The sequence below is a fragment of the Bradyrhizobium sp. USDA 4504 genome, assembly GCF_054063995.1.
In genome coordinates, this window is record NZ_JBSSGV010000001.1 from 7,722,328 (window position 1) to 7,745,605 (window position 23,278).

Below are 23,278 nucleotides of genomic sequence, written 5' to 3' on the forward strand. Positions count from 1 at the left end.
GGATTCAAAATAACAACGAAAGGCAAAACGCCATGAGCGATAATCAGATGGTCCTCCAATCCCTCGACAAGGGCCTGCTCACCATCACCATGAACCGCCCCGATCGGCGCAACGCGCTCAATCCCGACATGACGCGCGGCCTCGTCGAGGCGGCGCGGCGGGCGCAGGACGATACCGAGGTGCGCGCCGTGCTGATCCGGGGCGCCGGCGGCACCTTCTGCGTCGGCGGCGACGTCAAGTCGATGGCGGAAGGCCGCGCCCCGCTGCCGTTCGAGGCCAAGATGGCCAACCTGCGCCGCGGCATGGAGGTCTCGCGCATCCTGCACCAGATGCCGAAGCCGGTGGTGGCGCAGCTCGACGGCGCCGCGGCCGGCGCCGGGCTTTCGATCGCGCTGTCCTGCGATCTCCGCGTTGCCGGCGCCTCCTGCAAGATCACCACCGCCTTCGCCAAGGTCGGCTTCTCCGGCGACTACGGCGGCACCTACTTCCTGACCAAGATGCTCGGCAGCGCGAAAGCGCGCGAGCTCTACATGATGTCGCCGGTGCTGTCGGCGCAGGAAGCATACAATCTCGGCATGGTCTCCAAGGTGGTGCCTGATGCCGACGTCGAGGCCGAGACGTTGGAGCTGGCGCGGTCGCTGGCGCAGGGCCCGTCAGTGGCGCTCGGCTACATCAAGCGCAACATCAACAATGCCGAGACCATGACCCTCGAAGCCTGCTTCGACGGCGAGGCGATCCACCACACGCGTGCCGGCGAGACCACGGACCACAAGGAAGCGGCAAAAGCCTTCGTCGAGAAGCGCAAGCCCACCTTCCAGGGGCAGTAGACCATGGCCGAGTACATGCGGCTGCGGCAGATCTGCCTGGTGGCGCCGCAGCTTGCGCCCGTGATCGCGGACATCTCCGCGATCATGGGCCTCGACGTCTGCTATCGCGACGGCAACGTCGCGAAATACGGCCTCGAGAATGCGCTGCTGCCGGTCGATACCATCCTGCTCGAAGTCGTCGCGCCGTTCCAGCCGGGGCCGGGCACGGCGGCCGGCCGCTTCATCGAGAAGACCGGCGGCCGCGGCGGCTATATGGCGATCTTCGTTTGTGAGGATCCCGACGCGCGTGGCGCCAAGGCCAACGCGATGGGCGTGCGCACCGCCAACGTGATCACGCACGCGCCGTATCACGGCGTGCAGCTGCATCCGCGCGACTGCCGAGCCGCCTTCATCGAGTTCAACCACACCGACGGCAGCGACGACGTGCTGGGGCCGTACCCGCCGGCCGGCCCCGACTGGCAGAAGTCGATCCGCAAGGACACGACTTTGGCGCTGACCACGGTCGAGATGCAGAGCCCCGAGCCTGAGGCGTTGGCGACGCATTGGGGCAGGATCATCGGCATTCCCGCCGATGGTGCCGTGGTGAAGCTGCCGAACAGCACCTTCCGCTTCGTCAAGGGCGACAGCGAGATCATGAGCGGCTTGACGTTCAAGGTCGCCGACAAGGCGAAGGTGCTGGAGGCCGCGAAAGCCAGAGGCTGTGCGGTGAAGGGCGACGGGTTCCTGCTCTGCGGCGTGACGTTCAAGCTGACGGCGTGACGTCGTAGCCCGGATCCAGCGAAGCGAAATCCGGGGCCGCGCTCTTCGCGGATAGACCGGCCCCCGGATTGCGCTCCGCTCCATCCGGGCTACGCATCTTTCTCCCGTCATCCTGAGGAGCCGCGAAGCGGCGTTTCGAAGGATGCACGGCCCGGCTGGTGGCCATGCACCCTTCGAGGCTCTCTTCGATCGCACCTCAGGGTGACGGTGAACGATTGGCGCTTGCGGGGAGAGCGGTTGAGCTCGCTGTAGCGATCCAATATCGTCAAGAGCAACAACAACAATCGGGAACACGCTCCCCATGCCGCATCCGCTCGATACCTTCTTCGCCCCAAAAAGCATCGCGCTGATCGGCGCCTCGCGCGATCATGAGAAGATTCCCGGGCGGCTGCTCGCGATGCTGCGCAAGAACGGCTATCCCGGCGCGCTCTATCCGATCAATCCGAACTATGACGAGATCGACGGGCTGAAATGCTTCAAGTCGGTCGCCGAGATCGGCGCGCCGATCGATCTTGCCGTTATCGTCATTCCCGCCCGTGCAGTGCTGCCGGCGCTGGAGCAATGCGCCGCCGCGGGCGTGAAGAACGCGGTCATCATCTCGTCCGGCTTTGCCGAGGAAGGTGGCGACAGCGCTGACATGCAGGATGCGATCGTCGCGCTGGCGAAGCGGACCGGGATGCGGATCAGTGGCCCTAACGCCGAAGGGTTTTACAGCCAGGCGCAGAAGGTCGCCGCGACCTTCAGCCCGACCGTCGACGTCAAGCCGGATGCGCCCGATCTGGTCGCCAGCAAGCGGCGGATCGGCATCGTCGCGCAGAGCGGCGGCATCGGCTTTGCGATCTATCATCGCGCCAAGGCGCTCGGCGTCGCGCTGAGCTATGTCGTCAGCGCCGGCAATGAGAGCGATCTCGGCGCCGGCGAGTTCCTCGACTACATGGTGCAGGATGCCTCGACCGACGTGATCCTGCTGTTCATCGAGGGTATCCGCGACGTCGACAAGTTTTTGGCGGCGGCGAAGCGCGCGGCAGAGCTCAAAAAGCCCGTGATCGTCACCAAGGTCGGGCGCTCCGGCGCCGGCGAGCGCGCGGCGGCCTCGCACACCGCGAGCATGGCGGGTTGGTCGGCGGCCTATGATGCGGTGTTCGCGAAATACGGCTTCATCGTCTCCAACGACCTCGACGAGGCCGTGACCATTGCCGCGGTTCTGACCACCAATCCGCTGCCGAAGGGCGATCGCGTCGCGGTGCTGACAGTGTCCGGTGGCGCCGGCATCTGGGGCGCCGATACCGTCTCGATGCAGGGCCTGCGCGTGCCGGAGCTTTCAGCCGCGATCCAGAGCCAGATCAAGCAATGGATGCCGTCCTACGGCGCGGCGGGCAATCCGGTCGACGTGACCGCGCAGGGCGTGTCATCCGGCGGACTGCAGAAGAGCATCGAGCTGTTCGACACGTCTGATGAAGTGGACGCGACGCTGGTGGTGCTGTCGCTGTCGAGCGAGACGCGGATGCCGTTCAAGGAAGCCGAGCTGAAGCCGGTGATCGCGGCGCAGAACAAGCCGGTGGTGTTCTATTCCTACACGCTGCCGTCGCAATTCGCGCGGCAGGAGCTGGCGAAGTCGGGCGTGGTGGTGCTCTCGGGACTGACCCATGTCGGCGTCGCAATGCGGCGGCTGGCGGACTATGCCGGCTTCAAGCCCGCGCCGGAGATCTCGGCATCAGCGTCGCCGGCGCACGATCTCTCCATGCATCTCACGTCGAAGACGTTGTCGGAATATGACAGCAAATCGCTGCTGCGCGCGGCCGGCATTGCGCTGCCGGATGAGGTGCTGGTGACCGACCGCGACGGGCTCGACGCTGCGATCGAGCGCGCCGGATTTCCACTGGTCATGAAGATCCAGTCGCCCGCGATCGCGCATAAGAGCGAGGTTGGCGGCGTCCGCGTCAACATCGCCGCCAAGGGCGCGGCATTCACGGCCTATCGCGACATGCTGGAGACGGTGCAGAAGCAGCGGCCGGGCGCTGAAATCCAGGGCGTGCTGGTCGGGCCGATGGCCAGGAAGGGCGTCGAGATCATCGTCGGCACCATGACGGACGCGACCTTCGGGCCGATGGTGATGGTGGGGCTCGGCGGCATCACCACCGAACTGTTCAAGGACGTGGTCTATCGCCCCGCGCCGGTGAGCCCGGCTGAAGCGAGCACGATGCTGGAGACGCTGAAGGCCGCGCCGCTGCTGCGCGGCTTCCGCGGCGCGCCGAAGGCCGATGTCACGGCACTGGCGCGTTTGATCTCGCAGATTTCAGTGCTGGCGGCGCAGCATGCGAACGAGATAGCCGAGATCGAGGTCAATCCGGTGCTGGTGCACCCGGAGGGGCAGGGCGTGACGATCGTCGATGCGCTGGTGGTGCCGAGGGGTTAGCTAGATATCTCCCCGGTGTCGTCCCGGCGTTCGCCCAAAGGCGCTAAAATAGGATTTGCGCCTTGGATTCGCTTGTGATTCCAAGATGGAATGGCACACGAATCGCTTGTGAACAAAGATTGGGCGCGCGTTGTCGCCCGACTTGGCGGAGCCGAGGCTCTGAACATTAGCGCGCGCAAGACGAAGGCGTTTGTCCGTCCGCGGGAGATCAGCAATGCGGTCGACTTGCTGCGCCTGATCTTGGCTTATTGCCTTGGTGAGAAAGGGCTGCGGTTGACGGCGGCATGGGCCACGTCGGTTGGGCTTGTCGATATCTCCAACGTGGCTCTGTTGTATCGCTTACGTCAGTGCGGAGATTGGCTGGCAATCTTGGTCGAGCAGGCGCTTGCCGCCGCGGCGCCGAAGGCGAGCCGCGGTCGTCTGATCCGTATTGTTGACGCCACGACGGTCCCCAAGGCTGGGACGAGCGGCAGGAACAAGAACGCAGTGTGGCGTATCCATAGCGCGTTCGATCTTCCGCAGGAGCGCTTTGGTCACTTCGAACTGACCGATCAGCGAGCGGGCGAGACGCTGGATCGGATACCGGCGGTTGCCGGTGAGATCCGTCTTGCCGATCGCGCCTATCTGCAACCGGAGCGCATGGCGCATCTCGTCGATGCCGATGCGGACTTCGTGATCCGGGCCGGCTGGAAGAGCGCGCGCTGGCTCGATGCCGAAGGTAATCTTGTTGACCTCACTGCCGAACTGCGCAACGCCTCGGCGCGTGGCCTGATCGATCGGCCGATTTGGATAAAGCGCAAGTCAGGTGCGCCGCCGCTCGCAGTGCGTCTGGTTGCCGCGAAGAAGCCGGCGCAAGCTGCTGCGGCTGCGCGACGCAAGGCGCGCCGGACTGCACAAAAGGGAGGTCATCAGCTCTCCAGGCAAACACTTGACGCCGCAGATTGGGTGATCCTGGTGACCTCACTCAGGCCAGAGGACTTCACGACTGCAGATATCCTCGCCCTCTATCGGCTGCGATGGCGCATTGAGCTCGGCTTCAAGCGGCTGAAAAGCCTGATTGGCCTGAAGGGACCTCCCGGAACCGACGAGCGGTCCGCCAGACCCCATATCCTCGCTCATCTGCTGATCATTCTATTGCTCGAGCCGCTCGTCGACGAACTCGAAGACTCTCCCCGCTTGGCCGACGCCGCCTGACCCACCCAGTGACGTGGCGTCTGCTGCGCCAGCTCGTCGCTTCGCTACGGCAAGCGATCATTCCACAGCCCGCAATCGCTCTACTCTGCAGAGCCAGTCACGCTCTCCGGCGACATCTACGCGAGCCACCCAGACATAAGCGCCACTATCAGACTATGATCAAACTATCTTAGCGCCTATGGGCCTGCGCCGGGACCCATAACCACCGAAGTGAGTTGTAAGAGAAGCCGACGGCGCTTGTGCCCCTTCCGCGGGCCGCGGCGTATGGGTCCCGGCTCCCGTGCGCAATTGCGCACTAGGCCGGGACGACCCGTGGAGAGAGCGGCGCTTGCGGCTACCGCCCCTTGAAGTTGGCGACGCGACGCTCGGCGGTGGCCTTGACGCCTTCCTTGAAGTCTTCGGTCGCGCGCAGCTTGGTCTGCTCGGCGAGCTCATGGTTGGTTGCGGCGAGCACGCGGTCGGCGAGGCCGGCGCGCATGGTGGCGCGGGTCGAGACCAGGCCGAGCGGCGAGCATTCGGCGATCTCCTGCGCGAGCTTCATCGCTTCCGCCCGCACCTGATCCTGCGGCACCAGCACATTGGCGAGGCCCCAGCGATAGGCCTCTTCGCCGGTGACGCGGCGGCTGGTGTAGAACATCAGCTCGGCATTGTTCTTGCCGATCAGTTCCGGCAGCGTTGCGGTCAGGCCGAAGCCCGGATGGAAGCCGAGCTTGGTGAAGTTGGCCGAAAAGCGTGCCTCGGGGCAGGCGACGCGGAAGTCGGCGGAGACGGCAAGGCCGAGGCCGCCGCCGATCGCGGCGCCATGGATCGCCGCGACGATCGGCTTCTTGTTGCGGAAGATGCGCACCGCCTGAACGTAGAGATGGTTGATCGGCAGGTTGGAAGCCGGATCGCTCTTGGCGCGCTCCTCCTGCTCCTGGCGGGCCGGATCGCCGAAATTGGCACCGGCGCAGAACGCCTTGCCTTGCGCCGCCAGCACCGAGGCGCGGATCTCGATATTGTTGTCGAACTCCTCCAGCGCGTCGGCGATCTGGTTGATTAGCGCGACGTCGAAGAAGTTCAGCGGGGGTTTCCGGATTTCGATCAGGCCGACATGGCCGTGGGTTTCGACGCCGATATCAGTGTACTTGGTCATGATCTGTCCTCGTTGAATTAGCGCAGGCGAGCCCGCGCGGCTAGCGCAGGCCAAGTCCGCGGGCGATGATGCCGCGCAGCACTTCGGTGGTGCCGCCCTGGATCGTCAGCTTGGGCGCGGTCTTGATGGCGAAATCGAGCTGCTTTTCCAGCGTCTCGCGGTTGGTCGCGGTCTCCTCGACGAAGGCGGCGAGATCGCGGACGCGATGCGGCAGCTGCTGCTCCCACACCGTGCCGATGTCCTTGACGATCGAGGCCTCCACCACCGGCTCCTTGCCGGCCTGCAGCATGCCGGCGACCGACACCGACATGCGGCGCATTGTGTGCACCTGCGCCACCAGGCGTCCGATGCCCTCGGCGCTGCGGGTGTCCGGGTTCTTGCCGACCGCGCGCACGAGCTCGGTGAGCACGTAATAGGTCTCGAGGAAGCGCTCGGGACCACTTCGCTCATAGGCGAGCTCCGACGTCGCCTGCTTCCAGGCGCCATCGACCTCGCCCAGCACGTGATCGTCGGGCACGAAGTAGTCGGTGAACACGACCTCGTTGAACTCGAACTGGCCGGTGATCTGGCCGATCGGATTCACCTGGATGCCCGGCTGCTTCATCTTGACGAGGAACTGGGTCAGGCCGTGGCGGCGGTTTTCCTTGGTCGGCGGCGAGGTACGGAAGATCGCGATCATGTAGTCGGCGATGTGCGCCGACGAGGTCCAGATCTTGGTGCCGTTGATCAGATAGCCGCCGTCGGTCTTGGTGGCGCGGGTCTTCGCCGCGAACAGGTCAGAGCCGGAGTTCGGCTCGCTCATGCCGATGGCGAAACAGACCTCGCCGCGGCAGATGCGCGGCAGGATGTCCATCTTGATGTGCTCGGGCGCGTATTTCAGCAGCACCGGCCCGCTCTGGCGGTCGGCGACGAAGAAGCGCCGGGTCGGCGCGTTCGCCACCCGCATCTCCTCGGTGACCACGTAGCGCTCGAGGAACGAGCGCTCCTGGCCGCCATATTTCTTCGGCCAGGTCATGCCGAGCCAGCCCTTGGCGCCGACGCGACGGGAGAATTCCGGCGCGTCATTGTCCTCGCGGTTCGGCGCGTGGGGATCGAAGGTGCCGGCGGCGATTTCCTCGGCGAGGAAGGCGCGCACCTCCTTGCGGAGCTGCTCGCATTTTTCCGGCAGGCGGATCGGATCGAAACGAAGGGCTGCAGTCATGATGTCCAGTCCTGATCTTTCTGCCTGATCTCAGCGCGAAGCCACCAGCGGCCACAATTCATCGGCGCCACGATTCGCGACGAGCTTGCCGAGCTCGACCGCCCAGTAGCTCTCCGAGCCGAAATCGTCGCGCCAGGCCAGCGCCCGCAGCGAATAGCGGTGCAGGATGTGCTCGATGGTGAAGCCGATCGCGCCATGCACCTGATGCGCGATGCCGCTGCCCTTCTCCGCCGCTTCCGAGCAGCGGACCTTGGCCGCTGCGGCCTCCAGGAACACCGCATCAGTGTCCAGCGACTTGGCATTCACGATCGTGTCCGCCGCGGAGGTTGCGGCAGCGAGTGCCGCGGCGTTTTCGCCGGCGAGCCGGGCGAGGTTGTGCTGCACCGCCTGGAATTTCGAGATTTTCTTCTCGAAGGCGATGCGCTCATTGGAATAGCGCACGGAAATGTCGAGCATCGCTTCCAGCGCGCCGGCGATCTGCAGGCTGCGCACCACGCCGCCCATCAGCATCAGCGTGGACTGGTCAAAACCCTTCGGCGCCGGCCTGGTCGTGACCGGCTGCACCTTATCGAGCGTGACAATGTCGTTATGATCGCCGCCGAGCCCGATGCCGGATTCGATCCGGCACTTCGCTGCATCGATCAGCGCGATCGACACGCCGCCATTGCCTTCAGCCAGCACCGCGAAATGTTTTGCGTCCTTGGCGAACGGCACGCCGCGGGCGCGGCCGGAGAGCGAGCCGTCGGCGTTGAGCGTCACGCGGTCCTTCGGGCTTGCCGGCAGCACGGTCATCTCGCCTTCGGGAGAGGCGATCCTGGCTTGCGTCAGCAGCCAGCCGGCCAGCATTGTTTCGGCCAGCGGAACAGCGATCGCATGCCGCCCAGCGACGTTGAGGACGCTGAATCCTTCGGCGAGGCTGGCGCCGGAACCGCCGAGATCGTCGGGCACCCAGGACAGCGGCAGGCCGGCTTCGGTCAGCGCCTGCCACAGCGGCGCCTTCCATGCGCCCTGCTTGTCGTGATTGATGGTTTGGGCATCCGCGAGATCGGCGAAAATCTTTTCCGCGGTCTCGGCGACGATGTTTTCACTCTCCGCCACAGCGTTCCTCGTGTTGATTGGCTCGGGCTGGCTGTTCGGCCATGCCCTGCTCGCGATGTTGTCTTGCGCTCAATGATGCGGAAAAGCCATAGCCGTGACAAGCGCTGCCCGCAGGGCCACTTGCGCGGATGGCATGAAGCCGGACTTGGCGCATGAATTCCGCATAGTGAACTTTCGATTGTCCCCGTTTGTATGCCACGCACACGCGCAAACCGGCCGCCGACATAAGTTCAGTCCGCCAGATGAAACTCGATTGCCTTCCGCATCAGGTCGGCGAACTCGGTCTCCTGGGTGACCAGTGCGTCGTTCAATCCGGCCACGCACAGCACCAGCGGTTCGTTCGATTCCGCAATCGGCGGCAGGTTCATGGCGACGGCGCCCGCGCCCGGCGTGACCAGGCCGAGCGAGAAAGCGTGCCCCTTGGCGCGGACCTTCTTCAGCTCAAGCAGCAGCGCCTTGATGTCGACCTGACGATCGGGCCGGCTCTCGTTGGCGTTGATCAGGCGCACCAGGCGGCGCACCTCCTTGTCCGGATAGGCCGACAGCAGCGCGTAACCCGACGCGGATCGCGCCAGCGGCCGCAGCGTTCCGGCCTTGACATACAGCCGCATCGGCAGCTTGGCCTGAATGATATGGACATACTGCGCGCTGAGCCCGTTGCGCACCGCGAGCATGATGGTCTCTCCGGTCCGCGCGGAGAGCTCTTCCATCAGATTGACCAGGCGTCCCTTCGTGAACAACGCCGGGCTCAGCCAGTGCCCCAGCATCGAGATCCGCGGCGTCGGGATATAGGTGCGGCGGCTGGTGTCATAGTGGAGATAGCCGAACGCCGTCATCGTCCGCATCAACGCCGAGGTGCTGGATTGCGGGAACTTGAGCGCGGCCGCGACTTCGATCGCGGAGGCGGCGCGCTGGTGCTCCTCGAAGAATTCGAGCACGTCGAACACGCGCCGCGCCGACTTGACTGCATTGTCCATCTTCGGCAGGTCGCGCGAGGTGTCGCCGGGGAAATCGGGGCCGTCGAAAGACCGCGCGCCGGCAGCCGCGCCGGCCTTCGCTACATCCTTCTTCGCCACCGGCATCGCTATCGTCCCTGCTGCGCCACCCGCCGCTTCAGCCACCAGCCATATTGCTCCGGCCAACTCGTCCACTCCGGATCGCATCCGAGCGCAAGCGCCGTCTGCGCGGGCCAGTTCGGATTCCACAGCAGTTCGCGGCCGAGCGCAATAAGCGTCGCCTTGCCGTCCCGCAAAATGGCTTCGGCGTAGTCCGGTTCGCGGATCAGCCCGACCGCCACCGTCGGCATGCCGACTTCCTTCTGGATGCGCTCGGCGAACGGCACCTGGAAGCCCGGGGTGCGCGACACCAGCGAATTGCCGCGCGGTAGCTTCATGCCGCCCGACGAGCAGTCCACCATGTCGATCCCGATCGCCTTCAGCTCCGCCGCAAACGCGATCGAGTCCTCGATCGACCAGCCGATGTCGACGCCGTCGACCGACGAGATGCGGACGAAGGCCGGCAGATGGCTGGGCCACTCCTCGCGCATGATCGCCGCGATCCGCAGCGGCAGGCGCATGCGGTTCTCGCGCGACCCGCCATACTCGTCGTTGCGGTTGTTCGCCAGCGGCGACAGGAACGAGTGCATCAGATAGCCGTGCGCGCAGTGCAGCTCGATGACGTCATAGCCGGCCGCCCTGGCGCGACGAAATGCCTGGCGATAGTCGTCCACCAGGGCATCGATCTGCTCTGAAGTCATCATCTGCGGTGCCGGCCAGCCGTCATCGAAGGGAATGCCGCTCGAGGCCGCGATCTGCCATGGGCCTTCGCCGCGTGCCTTGATGTCAGCTTCGCCGAGCGGGTTGCCGCCTTCCCACGGCCGCTGCGAGGAGCCTTTCCGGCCGCCATGTGCGATCTGGATCGCGGCCTTGGCGTTGAAGCTGTGGATCAGCGCGGCGAGGGCGGCGTGGTCCGCGATGTGCGCATCGTCCCAGATGCCGAGGCATCCATGGGTGATGCGCCCCTGGGTGTTCACCGAGCTCTGCTCGACGAACACGAGGCCGGCGCCGCCGGCGGCGAGCTTGCCGATATGCGCGGTGTGCCAATCGGTGGCGCGCCCCTCCTGCGCCGAATAGGTCGCCATCGGCGAGACCATGATCCGGTTTTTCAGTTCGAGGTCGCGCAGTTGCAGCGGGGTGAACAGCAGCGGCAGCTCAGTCATGGGATGTCCAGCCTTGCCTGTGGTTTCTTGCCTGTGGTGCGTGGATTCGTGCGCGCAGTCATTTCTTCAGCAGCGGACAGGCGCTCTCCTCCGGCGTCGCAAACGCCTCCTTGCCCGGAATCACCTGAACCAGCTTCTCGTAATCCCAGGCGCCCTTCGATTCGGCCGGCGATTTCACCTGCACGAGATACATGTCGTGAATGAGCTGGCCGTCCTCGCGCAGGAATGCGTTGCGGGCAAAGAAATCGTCGATCGGCATGTCCTTCATCTGCGCGATCACCTTGGGGCCGTCGTCGGTGCCGGACTTCTCGACCGCCTTGAGATAGTTCATCACCGCGGAGTAGAGGCCGGCCTGCACCATGGTCGGCCGCTTCTTGGTCCTGGCCATGAAGCGCGCGGCAAAGTCGCGGGTCTTGTCGTCGAGATCCCAATAAAAGGCGGTCGCGAGCTGCAGCCCCTGGGCGGCCTGCAAGCCGATCGCGTGGATGTCGCTGGTCTGCATCAGGAAGGCCGCGAGCTTCTGCGTATGCGCCATCCCGAATTCCTGCGCCTGCCGGATCGAGTTGGCGAGGTCGCCGCCGGTGTTGGCAAAGGCGATCACCTCAGCCTTCGAGCTCTGGGCCTGCAGCAGATAGGACGAGAAATCCATGCTGTTGAGCGGATGCCGCACCTCGCCGGCGATGCTGCCGCCGACCTTCTCCACGGTCCTGGCCGCGTCGTTGCGCAGGGCGTGGCCGAAGGCGTAGTCGACCGTGACGAAGTACCAGCTCTTCGCGCCTTCCTTGGCCAGCGCCCGCACCGTGCTGTTGGCGAGCGCATAGGTGTTGTAGGTCCACTGCACCGAATTCGCCGAGCAGCCCTTTCCGGTCAGATCGGAGGAGCCGGCCGACGACACCAGCATCGCCTTGTTCTTCTGCTTGGTGAGCTCGAGCACGGCGAAGGCGACGGCGGAATTGGCGAAATCGACGATGACGTCGACATTCTCCTGCTCATACCAGCGCCGCGCGATGCCGGCGCCGATGTCTGCCTTGTTCTGATGGTCGGCATCGACCATCGCGATCGGCTTGCCCAGCACCTTGCCGCCGAAATCCGCGATCGCCATCCGGACCGCTTCGACCGCTCCGGGGCCGGCGGCGTCGGCGTAGAGGCCGGCCTGATCGGTCAGCACGCCGATCTTCACCGCGTCGTCGGAAATCTGCGCGTGGGATGGCGCGGCGGCGAAGGCGACTGAGAGGATTGCAGCGCTCGCGGCGATCCATCCGTATCTCGATGTCATTGTCCCTGGTTTCCTCTAGTTCGATTGCCTTATGGCGTTGGTCTTGTCTTGCCGCAGGTCGATCATGCCCGGATGCGACTGCGGATCCCTGTCCGCGCCGAGCAGCACGTGCTTCTGGATCTTGTTGGTCGAGGTCAGCGGCAACTCGGCGACGAAAGCGATCCACGCCGGCAGCTTGAACGCCGCCAGGCGTTCGCGGCAGAAGCGGAAGATGTCCTGCGCGAGCTCGCGTGAAGCATCGGCGCCGTCGTTGCTCACGATGAAGGCCGCAACTTCCTCGTCGCGGATCGGATCGCGCGCGGCGATGACTGCGGCCTGCTTGACCTGAGGCGACGTCGTCAGCACGGCCTCGACCTCCGCCGCCGAGATGTTCTCGCCGGCGCGCCGGACCAGATGCTTCAGCCGGTCGACGAACACGAAGGCGCCGTCCTCGTGCTGCCAGGCGCTGTCGCCGGTGTGAAACCAGCCGCCGCGCCAGGCCTGCTCGGTGGCCTCGGGGTCCTTCAGATAGCCGGAGAACAAGCCGCGCCGCGGCGTCGCTTCCGAATGGCGCACGCAGAGTTCACCGACTGCGCCAGCCGGCAGCGTATTGCCGTCGGCATCGAGGATCGTCATTTCGAGCCCCGGTACGCTGCGGCCGATGGTGTTGGTCTCGAGATGGCGCGGCTCGACCGTGTTGAACGGACTGCGCCCGGTCTCCGTCATGCCCCAGCCTTCGACGAAGGGGATGCCGAAGCGCTCGCGGGCTCGCGCGCGCTGCTCGGGATTGGCGCCGACGCCCATCGAGAAGCGCAGCGCATGGGCCTTCTCGTCCGGCGTCTCCGGCTGCGCCAGCAGGGCCGCGACGATCACGCCGAGATAATGCAGCACGCTGGCGCGGCATGCGACGATGTCGTGCCAGGCAAACTTTGCGTTGAAGCGTTCCGGCAGGATCAGGCAGCCGCCGGTCAAGATCATCGCGATCGGGGTCAGCGTCAGGCCGGCCATGTGGAACAGCGGCAGCGGGCTGTAGAGGCGCTCCATTCCGGCATGATACGTCGCCTCGCCGCCGTGGCTGACGTACCAGCGGCCGGTCGAGACCACGTATTCATTGGTCAGGATGCATCCCTTCGGACGCGCCGTCGTGCCTGACGTGTACAGCAGCGCAGCCTCGGTCTCGCTTCCCGGCTCGTCGGCGCGCGGTGGCGGTCGCTGGGCGTGCGGGACTGTCTCGACGCTGGCGCCGAGATCGTCACCGGAGACGGTGAGCAGCGGAACGTCGCCGGTCAGCGCCTTCTGCAATTCCTTCTGATCGGCCAGCGTGACGATCAGGTCGGGTTCGGCATGCGCGATCAGGTATTCGATTTCCGCTGCGCGATAGGCCGGGTTGATCGGAACGATCGAAACGCCGATGCCGTTGAGCGCCAGCCAGTGCACGATGAAATCGGGGCGATTCTCCAGCAGCAGGCAGGCGCGGTGGCCGTGGCCGAAGCCTGCTGCACGGTACTGATCGCGCAACGCGCAGACCTGCCGCGCGATGCCGCCATAGGACAGTTCGACGCCGTCGGGAAAGTATGCGCGGTCGGCACGCGCGGGAATGCAGAGAAAGGGTTTGAACGCTGCCGCATCGGATGTCGCAGCGAACGTGCTGAACACGGTGTACATCGTGGCGAAACTTCCCTTCGACGGCCGCTGATCGATGCCAACGATGCCGATCCGAAGGAGCCCGGGTGCTTCGTTGAGCGCATTTGTCATGCGATCGCGACGTTGCGCGGAAGCTATAAGGACGAATAATATGCTGTCAAATCCATTATGAGTTTCCATAAAACTCATATGTAGTTTGAAGCCAAAAGCGGAGGTAACGAGATGAAGATGCATATGTTGTCGGGCGGCCGTCTCCAGATGTCGAAGCGGACCTATCTGCCCGATGCGGCGCGCGGCGAGATGATTGAGCTTCCGGTCGCCTGCGTGCTGTTGCGGCATGCGCAGGGCAATGTGCTGTTCGACACCGGATGCCATCCCGATGTCGCGACCGATCCTGAAGGGCGGCTCGGCACGCTCGCCAAATACATGCGCCCGATCATGCCGGCGGATGATCATGTGCTGACGAGCCTGAAGGCCGTTGGCCTTGGCGCTGATGACATCGACGTGGTGATCTGCTCCCACCTGCACACCGACCATTGCGGCTGCAACGCCTTCTTCAAGAAGGCGACGATCTTCGTCCACGCGCTCGAGATCGAGGCCGCGAATGCCGATAACGCGTTCGATCGCGGATACATCAAGGCGGATTGGGATCATCCGCTGAAGATGGAGATCTTCGACAAGCAGATGGATGTGTTCGGCGACGGCAAGCTGACGCTGGTCCCGCTGCCCGGACACTCGAAGGGAACGACCGGCGCGCTGGTCAAGCTCGACAACAGCGGCGAATTCCTGCTCGCCTCCGACGCGCTCAGTGTGCGCGCCAATCTCGACCAGCGGACCTCGCCGAGGAACAGCCTTGACGTCGGCCAGTTCCTGAAGTCGCTCGACGAGATCGCCAGGCTCGAGGCGTCCGGCGTCAAGATCATCTGCGGCCATGACGAAGCGCAGTGGGCCAGCCTGCAAAAGGGCCTGAACGCGTACACGTGAGGATTTTGGGCGCGGCTTGCAGATGTCGTTCCACGCGATATGGTGTGCCGCCGCCGGAGTTCATCTGGCTCACAACAACAAGGAAAATGCAGATGTCCAAGGATGGTTTGTGCGCGATCGTGACGGGATCGGCATCGGGACTCGGCGCCGCCACCGCGCAAATCCTCGCCACGCAGGGCGCGCGCCTCATCATCAATTATTCCAACAGCAAGGCGGAAGCCGAGGCGACCGCGGAAGTCTGCCGCAAGCAGGGCGCCGAGGTGCTGGTGGTGCAGGGCGACGTCTCGCGCGATGAGGACTGCAAGAAGATCGCAGCCGCCGCGCAGGGCTGGGGCCGCCTCGACGTGCTCGTCAACAATGCGGGCACCACCAAGCACGTGCCGCATCACGATCTCGACGGCCTGACCGCGGAAGATTTCCAGCGCATCTACGCCGTCAACACCATCGGCCCGTTCCAGATGGTTCGTGCCGCGCGCGCGCTGCTCGAAGCCGGCGCGAAGGCATCTAGCCGTCCGTCGGCTGTGGTCAACGTCTCCTCGGTTGCAGGCATTTCCGGCGGTGGTTCGTCGGTCGCCTATGCCGCGAGCAAGGGCGCGCTCAACACCATGACGCAGTCGCTGGCGCGCGCGTTGGCACCGTTGATCCGCGTCAACACGGTGTGTCCGGGCTATATAGATACGCCCTGGTTCACCAAGGGCCGCGGCGAGGCCGGCGCCAAGCAGGTGCGCGATGCCGTGGTGGCGCGCGTGCCGCTGAAGGTCGCCTCGACGGCCGAAGACATTGCCAACCTGGTCTGCTTCCTGGCGAGCCCGGCGTCGAGCAACATGACCGGTGAGTTCGTCCGCATGGACGCCGGCATGCATCTGATTCAGTGACGGAGCGCCGTTGCACAAATGAAAAATGCCCGGGCCTGGCCCGGGCATTTTGATTTTGAACCTGTCGTTGTTCCGTCATTCCGGGGCGATGCGTTAGCATCGAACCCGGAATCTCGAGATCCCGGATTCGATGCTTCGCATCGCTCCGGGATGACGCCTACGGCGTCACCTGTTTCCGATATCCGGGATCACGCGCGCCGCGACCAGCCGATTCCAGATGAACAGCACCACCAGAGCGCCGATCGTGGCGGTGATGAAGCCGGCACCTTGTTCGGGACCGTAATGGCCGATCGCCTGGCCGATGAAAGTCGCAAGAAACGCGCCGGCGATGCCGAGCACGGTGGTGAGAATAAAGCCGCTTGGATTGTTCGGTCCCGGCGACAGGAATCGCGCGATGATCCCCGCGACAAAGCCGACGATGATGACCCAGATGATGCCGCCCATGACTGTCGTCCTCCTCAGATGGAATCAACGCTACCGTCAGAGCCTGCGGTGCAACTCGTCGCCGCTTGGCAGCCGGCCGTCCGGCGTCAGGTGATTGATCGCGTCGGGCAGATATTGGCTGAGGCCCTGCAGCAGTTCGTCGCGCGAGAGGCCACTCTGCGATGCCAGCGAGTTGATCTGGTCGGCGCCGAGCGCGTTGGCGAGATCGCCGGGCGCGATCTGCTTGTTGGGACCGTTGCTGACCCAGGAATTGGCCGCGTCGCCATGGCCCTTCTGCTGCAGCTGGTTGAGCAGATCGCCGAGGCCGCCGCTGAGCACGGTGCCGGCTGCGCCGCCGGCGAGCAGGCCACCAAGGCCGCCCTTCAGCAGATCGCCGAGCCCGCCGCTGCCGGCGCCGCCAGGCAGGCCTGCGGTGACGTTGCCGGGAGGAAGCGGCGGCGCCTGCGCCGGCTTCGGCTCAGGGGCGCTCGCGTCCGCCTGGCCGCCGGAGAAATGCTTGACCGCCTTCCAGGCGAGCAGCGCGAGGATAGCCATCGTCATCGGCGACATTCCGCCGCCGCTCGAACTGTCGGATGAGGTGCTTGGCGCGCTCGGACCGCGCGGGCCGTTCTGCATGCCATTGAGTACGTCGAGTAAACCCATGATCGTCTCCTGCCGCAACCGTGCCCCGAGCGGGAAACATAGCTTCCGCCCATGACGGTTACAAGGCGGGCCACCCGGACCGCGGTGCGTCGAAATAGGCAGGCAACCCAAGGTCTGCTATCGAGCCAATGATGAATGGACGTTTGGCCAGATGAACCAGGACCGGCCGATTGGCATTGCGGGCGCGGGAAGCATCGGCTGCTTCGTCGGCGGCACGCTCGCGGCTGCGGGGCGCCGTGTCGTGCTGCTGGCGCGGCCGCGGCTGATCCAGGAGATCGCAGGCAACGGCTTGCGGGTCAGCAGCTTTGACGGCTCCGAGCGGACGGTATCCGCGGACCGGCTCATTGTGTCCGACGATCCGTCGATCTTGTCCGACGTTCAGACCGTGCTGGTGACGGTGAAGAGCGCCGATACCGCTGCGATGGCCGATGCGATCGCGCGCCACGCGCCTGGCGATGCCGCGGTGATCAGCCTGCAGAATGGCGTCGGCAATGTGCCGCTGCTGCGCGACCTTCTGCCGGGCCGCAGGGTGCTCGGCGGCATGGTGCCGTTCAACGTGGTCGCGCTCGGCGACGGCCGCTTCCATCGCTCGACCTCCGGCGACATCGTCATCGCGCAGGATGACGCAGGCACCGCGGCGCGGCTGTCGGTGCCGGGTCTTGCGATCAAGTCCACTGGCAATATCGACGGCGTGCAGTGGGGCAAACTGGTCGTCAATCTCAACAATGCGCTCAATGCGCTGTCCAATATTCCGCTGCGGCAACAGCTCGCGCAGCGCGGCTGGCGACGACTGCTTGCCGATCAGATGGCCGAGGGCCTGGCCGCGGTGCGCGCCGAAGGCATTGCGCCGGTGTCGCCGACGCCGCTGCCGTCGAACTGGATGCCGCCTTTGCTGCGGCTGCCCGATGCGCTGTTCGACATGCTGCTCGGCCGCACCATGAAGATCGATCCCGAGGCGCGCTCCTCGATGTGGGAGGATCTGCAGCGCGGCCGCCGCACCGAGATCGACTATTTGCAGGGCGTGATTACCGCGATCGCGGATCGCCGCGGGCTCGAGGCGCCATTGTCGCGCCGCGTCATCGCGCTGATCCGGAAGGCGGAGGCGGACGGCAAGGGCTCGCCGGGGCTAACGCCCGAACAGATCCGCGATGGCAGTGACCATGAACGCCGATGATCGTCCGCCACGTCGATCGAACAACAGAGGAGATGACATCATGAAATGGTCCAGCATCATGCTGTTCACGCTTGTTGCGCTCGCGGCCGGCCCGGTCCGTGCGGCGCCGCCGACCGTGACACCGTCGCCTGGCTATGATGCGCGCTTGCAGGAGCAGCGCGCGGCGGCTGCGGCAGCCAGCCGAGCGGCCACGCCTGCGCACAAATCGGTCGCGCCCCGACACCACAAGCGCACCCGCGCGCACTGATCCATTACAGAGACGACTTCAGATGAAGCTGCTGTTCCTCGCGCTCACCTTCGTGTTTGGCTTCACCACGGCCTCAGGTGCCGCCGACTATGCCGGCTCGATCAGTGCCTACCGGCGCGCCAACCGCATGCCCGCGGTGAAGCTCGACGCGAAGCTGAACGCGATGGCGCTGAAGCAGGCCCAGGCGATGTCGGCGACCGGATCGGTCAGCCACTCCGCGGGCGGCAGCTTCTTCACGCGCATCGCGCCGCTCAAGAAGCAGCGCGCCGCCGAGAATATCGGCGCCGGCTTCATCGCCTTCGCCGAGATGCTGAAGCAGTGGGAGAATTCGCCGGGCCATCGCGAGAACCTGCTGATGCCGGGCGCCAAGCGCGTCGGCGTCGCCTTCGTCGACAATCCGAAGTCGCCGTACCGCAGGTTTTGGGCGATGGTGATTACCGATTGAGCCTGCGGTGTCATTCCGGGGCGGAGCGAAGCGACGAACCCGGAATCTCGACGGAAATGGCAGAGAGATTCCGGGTTCTCGCTTGCGCGAGCCCCGGAATGACCAAGCGAACCGTCAGTTTCGCTTCGCAACCTTGGTCGGTGGCGGCGGTGTCGGCGTGAACAGCTTCTTCAGGCCGTCCAATCCCTCGGAAAGCCGCGGCCATTCGCAGGAGAACGTACCCTTCATGCAGTTGCTTGCCCGCGGCCGCGGTTCGGGAATAGGGACGGCCGCGACCCGCGGCTTGACCGGCCTTGCGGCGGGGACGGGGACTTTCGCAATCTCACTGCGCGCCGGTTCATTGTGCAATGACGCCTGCTGGATCTGCGGCGGCCGCACCGGCTGTGTCTCCTGCCGCTCGAGCTGCTTCGCATTGAACGCCGCGACGATACGCGAGCGGCGCTGTTGCTCGAGATAGCCGGTATATTCCTGGTCGATCTTCTTCTGCTCGTCCGGCGTCGGATTGGGACCCGCGATGTCGAAGCTGCGGTCCTGCATGAAGTCGTAATAGGTGTAGCCACCGCCAGGCTTGCGACGGCCGGCGAACTTGGCGTTGCAATCGGCGAGTTGCGCGGTTTTGTCTTCCCTGGTCTTCGCCTTCTCGGCGAGGTCGGCGCAGTCCTCGAAGTCTTTCGGGCCGCCGCGCCACCATTGCGCGTGCGCGCTCATCGGCGCCAGCACGCAAGCGACGGCGAAAGCGGCAACAGCCAACGTCGATGATCGTGACGGCATCACGGACATTGAGACCAAACCCGAACGACACAGAGTGAGCAGATTGTCGCCATTTTAGTGACACTTGTCACCCGGGAACCCGACGATTTTCCTGACCTGTGGAATGTTGCCGCGGCTGATGGAACACAGCCTTCGCGATTGGAATAATTGAAGAATCTCGTCGGAACGGGCCGGAGATCAGAACAATTCGCCTTTAATCGTTCACTTCACCCTGTGCAGCAACGCAACCAGTTCCGCCTGCCGGTGGGTGCCGGTCTTCTGGAAGATCGTCTTGAGCTGATTGCGCGCGGTGGCAAGGGCAACGCCGGCCGCCTGAGCGGCCGCTTCGACCGAATCGCCGCGCGCAAGCCGCGCGGCGAGGCGTGCCTGCGCCGGCGTCAGCTCGAACGTCGCCGCCAGCAGCGCCTGATCGAACGCGGCGCTGCCTTCGAGATCGCGGATCAACAGGATCGCGCGCGCCCCGAGGAACGGCGAGCGCGCCGCCGGAGGCACCGGTTGGATCTGGATCACGATCGGCCGCTTGTCGATCCTGCGCACCACGATCGGCGACGACGGCAATGGGTGCAGGTCCGAACTGTGGGCCAACTGATCGATCAGCCTGGTCAGATCGGCATTGGCCTGTCGGTCGAGCAGGGTGAGGCGATTGTTGCGGATCGCAAGGTCGTAGCCGAGGCAGCGTTCCGCCTGGCTGTTCATGCCGATGATGGTGCCGAAGCGGCCGACGGCAATCGCAGCGACCTGGATCAGATCGAGCGCGCCGGTGATGCCCGAGAGTGCGGAGCGGCCGACGACGGCGGAGAGCGTCGCGGCTTCCGTGAGCGGCGCCGACACCCTTTGCAGCGCCTTGATCTCGTCGGCGTCGAACAAGCCTTCCCTGGGCGAACGCTGGATCGTCAGTGCCCATAACGCCGGGCCGGAGTGGAAGCCGATCGCCGCGAACCATTTCAGTCCGAACTCGCCGAGCGTGGCGTAGAGCGGATCGCGCAGCATCTCGGTTTCGGATTCGAACAGATCCGCATCGGTGATGACATCGACGCCGGCATGCATCAGCGGCACGCCGCGGGCCGCGCGGATGTCGGTGAGGTGAAGATTGTGCGGGAAGTAGGTCTTGGTGAAATACTCGGTGATCGAGTCCGTGCGCGGAATGTCTTCAGTGCGGATATCGCTCTGAAGCATCGCAGCGCCGGTCGCGCCGACGGCGGCGCAGACCTCGTCCATGAAGGACGGCCAGGTCGAGGGATCGAGAACCACATCGCCGAGGCGCGCGGTCACATCGTCAAGCCTGTGCAGATCGACCAAAATTCAGCTCCGCCGATGCAAACAGCGTTGTTTTGTCAGGCGAAACAGGCTGCACCTCGTTGCGCCCGGTACCGGGCATAAGAAAACCCAGGGGCCCGATATGCAAGTTAAATCAGCGACAGGCTAGGGGCCGGGTCCGCAAGCGCTGGCGAAACATGATCGAAAATCGGCGGGTCCCGCTGGCCGGTGCGATCCGGCCGCTACGATAAGTGACCATCCTCACGGTGGCCGGCCTCGGTCAGCGCCACGCGGCAGAAGCTGGCGGCGATCGCGACGACCTCTTCCACGGCCTGCGGATATTGCTTCGACACCCAGCGCAGCGCGATCGAGATGACGGCGCCCACCATGCCGACCGAGAGCAGCGAGGCGGCCGCGCCCTTGCCGCTGCGCTTCGGGTCGAGCGCCGGCGGCACCAGGATGTCGCTGAAGACGCGCAAGGCGTCGAGCTTGACGGCATCGACCGCCGGACTGATGCCTGAAATTTCCAGCAGAAAGACCCGGGCGGGCTTCGGGTGCTGCTTCAGCCGCGTGAAATAGAGCGTCAGCGCCGCGTGCAGCCTCATCTCGGCATCGTCGCCTGCGGCTGCAGCGGCCGCGGTCATTTCCTCGTGCAGGTGGCCGACGACATGGCCGTAAGCGGCGATCAGCAGAGCCTCGCTGTTCGTAAAGGACTCGTAGAAATAGCGCTCGGTCAGCTCGGCCGCCTCGCAGATCGCCTTCACGGTGGCGCCGCGATAGCCGACCTCGCCATAGACCTCGATCGCCGCGTCGATCAGCTTGAGCCGCCGCTCGGCGCGGCGTTCCTCGGCGTCCATACCGCCATAGAGGCGGGCTTTCCGGCTGCTTGCCATGAAAGTGTATTGACACGAGGCATTGTCAGATGTCAAGTTATCTGACAATATGTATTGTCAATACTGCCACGGGAGGGTCAAGGCGTGTCCGTTCATTTCGACGTGTTGATCGTGGGCGCGGGACTGTCGGGCATCGGCGCCGGCTATCATTTGCAGGCCAACTGCCCTGACCGCAGCTACGCCATTCTTGAAGGCCGCGACTGCATTGGCGGCACCTGGGACCTGTTCCGCTATCCCGGCATCCGCTCCGACTCCGACATGTACACGCTTGGCTATTCGTTCCGGCCGTGGACCGAGCCGAAGGCGATCGCGGATGGCCCGTCGATCCTGAACTATGTGCGCGAGACCGCGCGCGCCTACGGCATCGACAAGAACATCCGCTTCAACCATCGCGTCGTGCGCGCCGACTGGTCGTCGGCGGACTCGCAATGGACGGTCGAGGTCGAGCGCGGGCCGGAGAAGACGATCGAGCGCTTCACCTGCAGCTTCCTGTTCATGTGCAGCGGCTACTACAAATATGAACACGGCTACACGCCCGACTTCCCCGGCATCGCCGATTTCGCCGGCCGTGTCGTCCATCCGCAGAAATGGATCGACGACATCGACTATGCCGCCAAGAAGGTGGTGGTGATCGGCAGCGGCGCGACCGCGGTGACGCTGGTGCCGGAAATGGCCAAGACCGCCGCCCATGTCACGATGCTGCAGCGCTCGCCGACCTATGTCGTGGCGCGGCCCGACGAGGACAAAGTCGCCAACTGGCTGCGCGCGCGGCTGCCCGCGAAACTCGCCTACGGCCTCACGCGCTGGAAGAACGTGCTGTTCGGTATGTATTTCTACCGGCTCTGCAAGCGCGATCCGGAGCGCGTCAAGAAGCTGATCCTCGGCGGCGTGCGGCATGCACTCGGTCCGGACTACGACGTCGCCACCCATTTCACGCCGCGCTACAATCCGTGGGACCAGCGGCTTTGTCTGGTGCCGAACGGCGATCTCTTCGAATCGCTGCGCAACGGCAGATCGTCCGTCGTCACCGATCAGATCGAGACCTTCACGCGTGGGGGCATCAAGCTCAAGAGCGGCAATGTGCTCGACGCCGACATCGTGGTGACCGCGACCGGCCTCGATCTGCAGGTGCTCGGCGGACTCGAGATCAATGTCGACGGCGCGCGCGTCGATCTGTCGAAGACCATGAACTACAAGGGGCTGATGTACTCGGGCGTGCCGAACCTCGCCGCCGCCTTCGGCTACACCAATGCGTCCTGGACGCTGAAATGCGACCTGACCTGCGAATATGTTTGCCGCATGCTCAACCACATGAAGGCGAACGGCTACGCGCAGGTCACGCCGCGGCGGAACGACCCTGATGTCGCCGAACTGCCCTGGGTGGATTTCTCATCGGGCTATATCCAGCGCGCCGCCGCCAGGTTCCCCAAGCAGGGCTCGCGCCGGCCGTGGCGGCTCTACCAGAATTATGCTCTCGATATCATGACGCTGCGCTTCGGCTCGCTGAAGGATGAAGCCATCGAGTTTCTCCCGGCGCGTCAGGCCAGCGCGGATGCCGCCTCGAATCCGGCACGCCAGGTGGCGTAACGCGCGACGCGCCAAACGCCATGCAACTTCGCGCGCGCCCGATGTGGCGCGGGCTGGCGATCACCCGGCAGCTCTGCTATGGGATGGCGACGCCCGCATGCTTTCGCTGCGGGCCGTGCGGTCCCGTAGCTCAGCCGGATAGAGCGACGGTTTCCTAAACCGTAGGTCGGAAGTTCGAGTCTTCCCGGGATCGCCATTTTTCGCTCGCCGCG

The 23,278-nt window shown here is 64.9% G+C and carries 22 protein-coding genes and 1 tRNA gene; 11 read left to right on the forward strand and 12 right to left on the reverse strand.

Annotated elements, in window-relative coordinates:
* Positions 1-32: 32 nt before the first annotated feature.
* From ACVMB1_RS36125 to ACVMB1_RS36140, 4 genes are all read left to right on the forward strand, one after another.
* Positions 33-827: an enoyl-CoA hydratase gene (locus ACVMB1_RS36125; protein WP_076832822.1), complete on the forward strand. Its 795-nt coding sequence runs from the start codon at positions 33-35 to the stop codon at positions 825-827.
* 3 nt (positions 828-830) lie between these two features.
* Positions 831-1,586, forward strand: coding sequence for a VOC family protein (locus ACVMB1_RS36130; protein WP_076832819.1), 756 nt, complete (start codon positions 831-833; stop codon positions 1,584-1,586).
* A gap of 301 nt (positions 1,587-1,887) precedes the next feature.
* Positions 1,888-4,002 carry an acetate--CoA ligase family protein gene (locus tag ACVMB1_RS36135; RefSeq protein WP_076832817.1) on the forward strand — a complete coding sequence of 705 codons (2,115 nt, stop codon included), beginning with the start codon at positions 1,888-1,890 and terminating at the stop codon, positions 4,000-4,002.
* A 90-nt stretch (positions 4,003-4,092) separates the two neighbouring features.
* Positions 4,093-5,196, forward strand: a complete 1,104-nt coding sequence (locus ACVMB1_RS36140; protein ID WP_076824845.1) for an IS4 family transposase — start codon at positions 4,093-4,095, stop codon at positions 5,194-5,196.
* A gap of 334 nt (positions 5,197-5,530) precedes the next feature.
* On the opposite strand, the gene ACVMB1_RS36145 is transcribed toward ACVMB1_RS36140, so the two are convergent.
* The 7 genes from ACVMB1_RS36145 to ACVMB1_RS36175 form a co-directional block, all read right to left on the reverse strand.
* Complete coding sequence (locus tag ACVMB1_RS36145; RefSeq protein WP_028341859.1) at positions 5,531-6,331, reverse strand: enoyl-CoA hydratase/isomerase family protein; 801 nt, start codon at positions 6,329-6,331, stop codon at positions 5,531-5,533.
* A 40-nt stretch (positions 6,332-6,371) separates the two neighbouring features.
* The gene (locus tag ACVMB1_RS36150) at positions 6,372-7,532 is read right to left on the reverse strand and encodes an acyl-CoA dehydrogenase family protein (RefSeq protein WP_018269158.1); all 1,161 of its coding nucleotides are present in this window, start codon (positions 7,530-7,532) and stop codon (positions 6,372-6,374) included.
* Positions 7,533-7,562: 30 nt separating this feature from the next.
* Complete coding sequence (locus tag ACVMB1_RS36155) at positions 7,563-8,630, reverse strand: acyl-CoA dehydrogenase family protein (RefSeq protein ID WP_057020166.1); 1,068 nt, start codon at positions 8,628-8,630, stop codon at positions 7,563-7,565.
* 230 nt (positions 8,631-8,860) lie between these two features.
* On the reverse strand, positions 8,861-9,712 hold the full coding sequence (locus ACVMB1_RS36160) for an IclR family transcriptional regulator (protein ID WP_057020165.1): 852 nt from the start codon (positions 9,710-9,712) through the stop codon (positions 8,861-8,863).
* Between the two features lie 2 nt (positions 9,713-9,714).
* The gene (locus ACVMB1_RS36165) at positions 9,715-10,848 is read right to left on the reverse strand and encodes an NADH:flavin oxidoreductase/NADH oxidase (protein WP_076832814.1); all 1,134 of its coding nucleotides are present in this window, start codon (positions 10,846-10,848) and stop codon (positions 9,715-9,717) included.
* A 58-nt stretch (positions 10,849-10,906) separates the two neighbouring features.
* Positions 10,907-12,124 (reverse strand): ABC transporter substrate-binding protein, encoded by a 1,218-nt coding sequence (locus tag ACVMB1_RS36170; RefSeq protein WP_076832812.1) that lies wholly within the window; start codon positions 12,122-12,124, stop codon positions 10,907-10,909.
* A 15-nt stretch (positions 12,125-12,139) separates the two neighbouring features.
* Positions 12,140-13,981 carry an AMP-binding protein gene (locus ACVMB1_RS36175; protein ID WP_246786753.1) on the reverse strand — a complete coding sequence of 614 codons (1,842 nt, stop codon included), beginning with the start codon at positions 13,979-13,981 and terminating at the stop codon, positions 12,140-12,142.
* Here ACVMB1_RS36175 and ACVMB1_RS36180 point away from each other — a divergent pair.
* Together ACVMB1_RS36180 and ACVMB1_RS36185 are read left to right on the forward strand one after the other, a co-directional pair.
* Complete coding sequence (locus ACVMB1_RS36180; protein WP_076832809.1) at positions 13,970-14,731, forward strand: N-acyl homoserine lactonase family protein; 762 nt, start codon at positions 13,970-13,972, stop codon at positions 14,729-14,731. The genes ACVMB1_RS36175 and ACVMB1_RS36180 overlap by 12 nt on opposite strands.
* 92 nt (positions 14,732-14,823) lie before the next feature.
* Positions 14,824-15,606, forward strand: coding sequence for an SDR family NAD(P)-dependent oxidoreductase (locus ACVMB1_RS36185; RefSeq protein WP_076832902.1), 783 nt, complete (start codon positions 14,824-14,826; stop codon positions 15,604-15,606).
* A 165-nt stretch (positions 15,607-15,771) separates the two neighbouring features.
* Here the strand turns inward: ACVMB1_RS36185 and ACVMB1_RS36190 are convergent, their stop codons facing one another.
* The gene (locus ACVMB1_RS36190) at positions 15,772-16,050 is read right to left on the reverse strand and encodes a GlsB/YeaQ/YmgE family stress response membrane protein (protein WP_024582682.1); all 279 of its coding nucleotides are present in this window, start codon (positions 16,048-16,050) and stop codon (positions 15,772-15,774) included.
* A gap of 36 nt (positions 16,051-16,086) precedes the next feature.
* Complete coding sequence (locus ACVMB1_RS36195; protein WP_076832806.1) at positions 16,087-16,692, reverse strand: YidB family protein; 606 nt, start codon at positions 16,690-16,692, stop codon at positions 16,087-16,089.
* Positions 16,693-16,843: 151 nt separating this feature from the next.
* On the opposite strand from ACVMB1_RS36195, the gene ACVMB1_RS36200 reads away from it, so the two are divergent.
* From ACVMB1_RS36200 to ACVMB1_RS36210, 3 genes are read left to right on the forward strand one after another with little or no spacing between them, the layout of a single operon-like run.
* On the forward strand, positions 16,844-17,866 hold the full coding sequence (locus ACVMB1_RS36200) for a 2-dehydropantoate 2-reductase (protein WP_076832803.1): 1,023 nt from the start codon (positions 16,844-16,846) through the stop codon (positions 17,864-17,866).
* A 40-nt stretch (positions 17,867-17,906) separates the two neighbouring features.
* Positions 17,907-18,113 (forward strand): hypothetical protein, encoded by a 207-nt coding sequence (locus ACVMB1_RS36205; protein ID WP_057020159.1) that lies wholly within the window; start codon positions 17,907-17,909, stop codon positions 18,111-18,113.
* A 22-nt stretch (positions 18,114-18,135) separates the two neighbouring features.
* The gene (locus ACVMB1_RS36210; protein WP_057020158.1) at positions 18,136-18,558 is read left to right on the forward strand and encodes a CAP domain-containing protein; all 423 of its coding nucleotides are present in this window, start codon (positions 18,136-18,138) and stop codon (positions 18,556-18,558) included.
* Between the two features lie 114 nt (positions 18,559-18,672).
* On the opposite strand, the gene ACVMB1_RS36215 is transcribed toward ACVMB1_RS36210, so the two are convergent.
* The 3 genes from ACVMB1_RS36215 to ACVMB1_RS36225 all read right to left on the reverse strand — a co-directional run bounded on the left by ACVMB1_RS36215 (position 18,673) and on the right by ACVMB1_RS36225 (position 21,479).
* The gene (locus ACVMB1_RS36215) at positions 18,673-19,338 is read right to left on the reverse strand and encodes a hypothetical protein (RefSeq protein ID WP_076832800.1); all 666 of its coding nucleotides are present in this window, start codon (positions 19,336-19,338) and stop codon (positions 18,673-18,675) included.
* 192 nt (positions 19,339-19,530) lie between these two features.
* A complete protein-coding gene (locus tag ACVMB1_RS36220; RefSeq protein WP_057020156.1) occupies positions 19,531-20,628 on the reverse strand; it encodes a helix-turn-helix transcriptional regulator in 1,098 nt (365 codons plus the stop codon).
* A 200-nt stretch (positions 20,629-20,828) separates the two neighbouring features.
* Positions 20,829-21,479, reverse strand: a complete 651-nt coding sequence (locus ACVMB1_RS36225; protein ID WP_076832797.1) for a TetR/AcrR family transcriptional regulator — start codon at positions 21,477-21,479, stop codon at positions 20,829-20,831.
* 84 nt (positions 21,480-21,563) lie between these two features.
* Between ACVMB1_RS36225 and ACVMB1_RS36230 the strand changes: the two genes are divergently transcribed.
* Positions 21,564-23,066, forward strand: coding sequence for a flavin-containing monooxygenase (locus ACVMB1_RS36230; protein WP_083715167.1), 1,503 nt, complete (start codon positions 21,564-21,566; stop codon positions 23,064-23,066).
* A 119-nt stretch (positions 23,067-23,185) separates the two neighbouring features.
* Positions 23,186-23,262 (forward strand) — tRNA-Arg (locus tag ACVMB1_RS36235).
* The last annotated feature ends 16 nt before the right edge of the window (positions 23,263-23,278 follow it).

Bases quoted from the DNA above. Each gene is read 5' to 3' on its own strand.
- ACVMB1_RS36125 (WP_076832822.1), top strand. From the start codon at position 33: ATGAGCGATAATCAGATGGTCCTCCAATCCCTCGACAAGGGCCTGCTC.
- ACVMB1_RS36130 (WP_076832819.1), top strand. From the start codon at position 831: ATGGCCGAGTACATGCGGCTGCGGCAGATCTGCCTGGTGGCGCCGCAG.
- ACVMB1_RS36135 (WP_076832817.1), top strand. From the start codon at position 1,888: ATGCCGCATCCGCTCGATACCTTCTTCGCCCCAAAAAGCATCGCGCTG.
- ACVMB1_RS36140 (WP_076824845.1), top strand. From the start codon at position 4,093: ATGGCACACGAATCGCTTGTGAACAAAGATTGGGCGCGCGTTGTCGCC.
- ACVMB1_RS36145 (WP_028341859.1), bottom strand. From the start codon at position 6,331: ATGACCAAGTACACTGATATCGGCGTCGAAACCCACGGCCATGTCGGC.
- ACVMB1_RS36150 (WP_018269158.1), bottom strand. From the start codon at position 7,532: ATGACTGCAGCCCTTCGTTTCGATCCGATCCGCCTGCCGGAAAAATGC.
- ACVMB1_RS36160 (WP_057020165.1), bottom strand. From the start codon at position 9,712: ATGCCGGTGGCGAAGAAGGATGTAGCGAAGGCCGGCGCGGCTGCCGGC.
- ACVMB1_RS36165 (WP_076832814.1), bottom strand. From the start codon at position 10,848: ATGACTGAGCTGCCGCTGCTGTTCACCCCGCTGCAACTGCGCGACCTC.
- ACVMB1_RS36170 (WP_076832812.1), bottom strand. From the start codon at position 12,124: ATGACATCGAGATACGGATGGATCGCCGCGAGCGCTGCAATCCTCTCA.
- ACVMB1_RS36180 (WP_076832809.1), top strand. From the start codon at position 13,970: ATGAAGATGCATATGTTGTCGGGCGGCCGTCTCCAGATGTCGAAGCGG.
- ACVMB1_RS36175 (WP_246786753.1), bottom strand. From the start codon at position 13,981: ATGCATCTTCATCTCGTTACCTCCGCTTTTGGCTTCAAACTACATATG.
- ACVMB1_RS36185 (WP_076832902.1), top strand. From the start codon at position 14,824: ATGTCCAAGGATGGTTTGTGCGCGATCGTGACGGGATCGGCATCGGGA.
- ACVMB1_RS36190 (WP_024582682.1), bottom strand. From the start codon at position 16,050: ATGGGCGGCATCATCTGGGTCATCATCGTCGGCTTTGTCGCGGGGATC.
- ACVMB1_RS36195 (WP_076832806.1), bottom strand. From the start codon at position 16,692: ATGGGTTTACTCGACGTACTCAATGGCATGCAGAACGGCCCGCGCGGT.
- ACVMB1_RS36200 (WP_076832803.1), top strand. From the start codon at position 16,844: ATGAACCAGGACCGGCCGATTGGCATTGCGGGCGCGGGAAGCATCGGC.
- ACVMB1_RS36205 (WP_057020159.1), top strand. From the start codon at position 17,907: ATGAAATGGTCCAGCATCATGCTGTTCACGCTTGTTGCGCTCGCGGCC.
- ACVMB1_RS36210 (WP_057020158.1), top strand. From the start codon at position 18,136: ATGAAGCTGCTGTTCCTCGCGCTCACCTTCGTGTTTGGCTTCACCACG.
- ACVMB1_RS36215 (WP_076832800.1), bottom strand. From the start codon at position 19,338: ATGTCCGTGATGCCGTCACGATCATCGACGTTGGCTGTTGCCGCTTTC.
- ACVMB1_RS36225 (WP_076832797.1), bottom strand. From the start codon at position 21,479: ATGGCAAGCAGCCGGAAAGCCCGCCTCTATGGCGGTATGGACGCCGAG.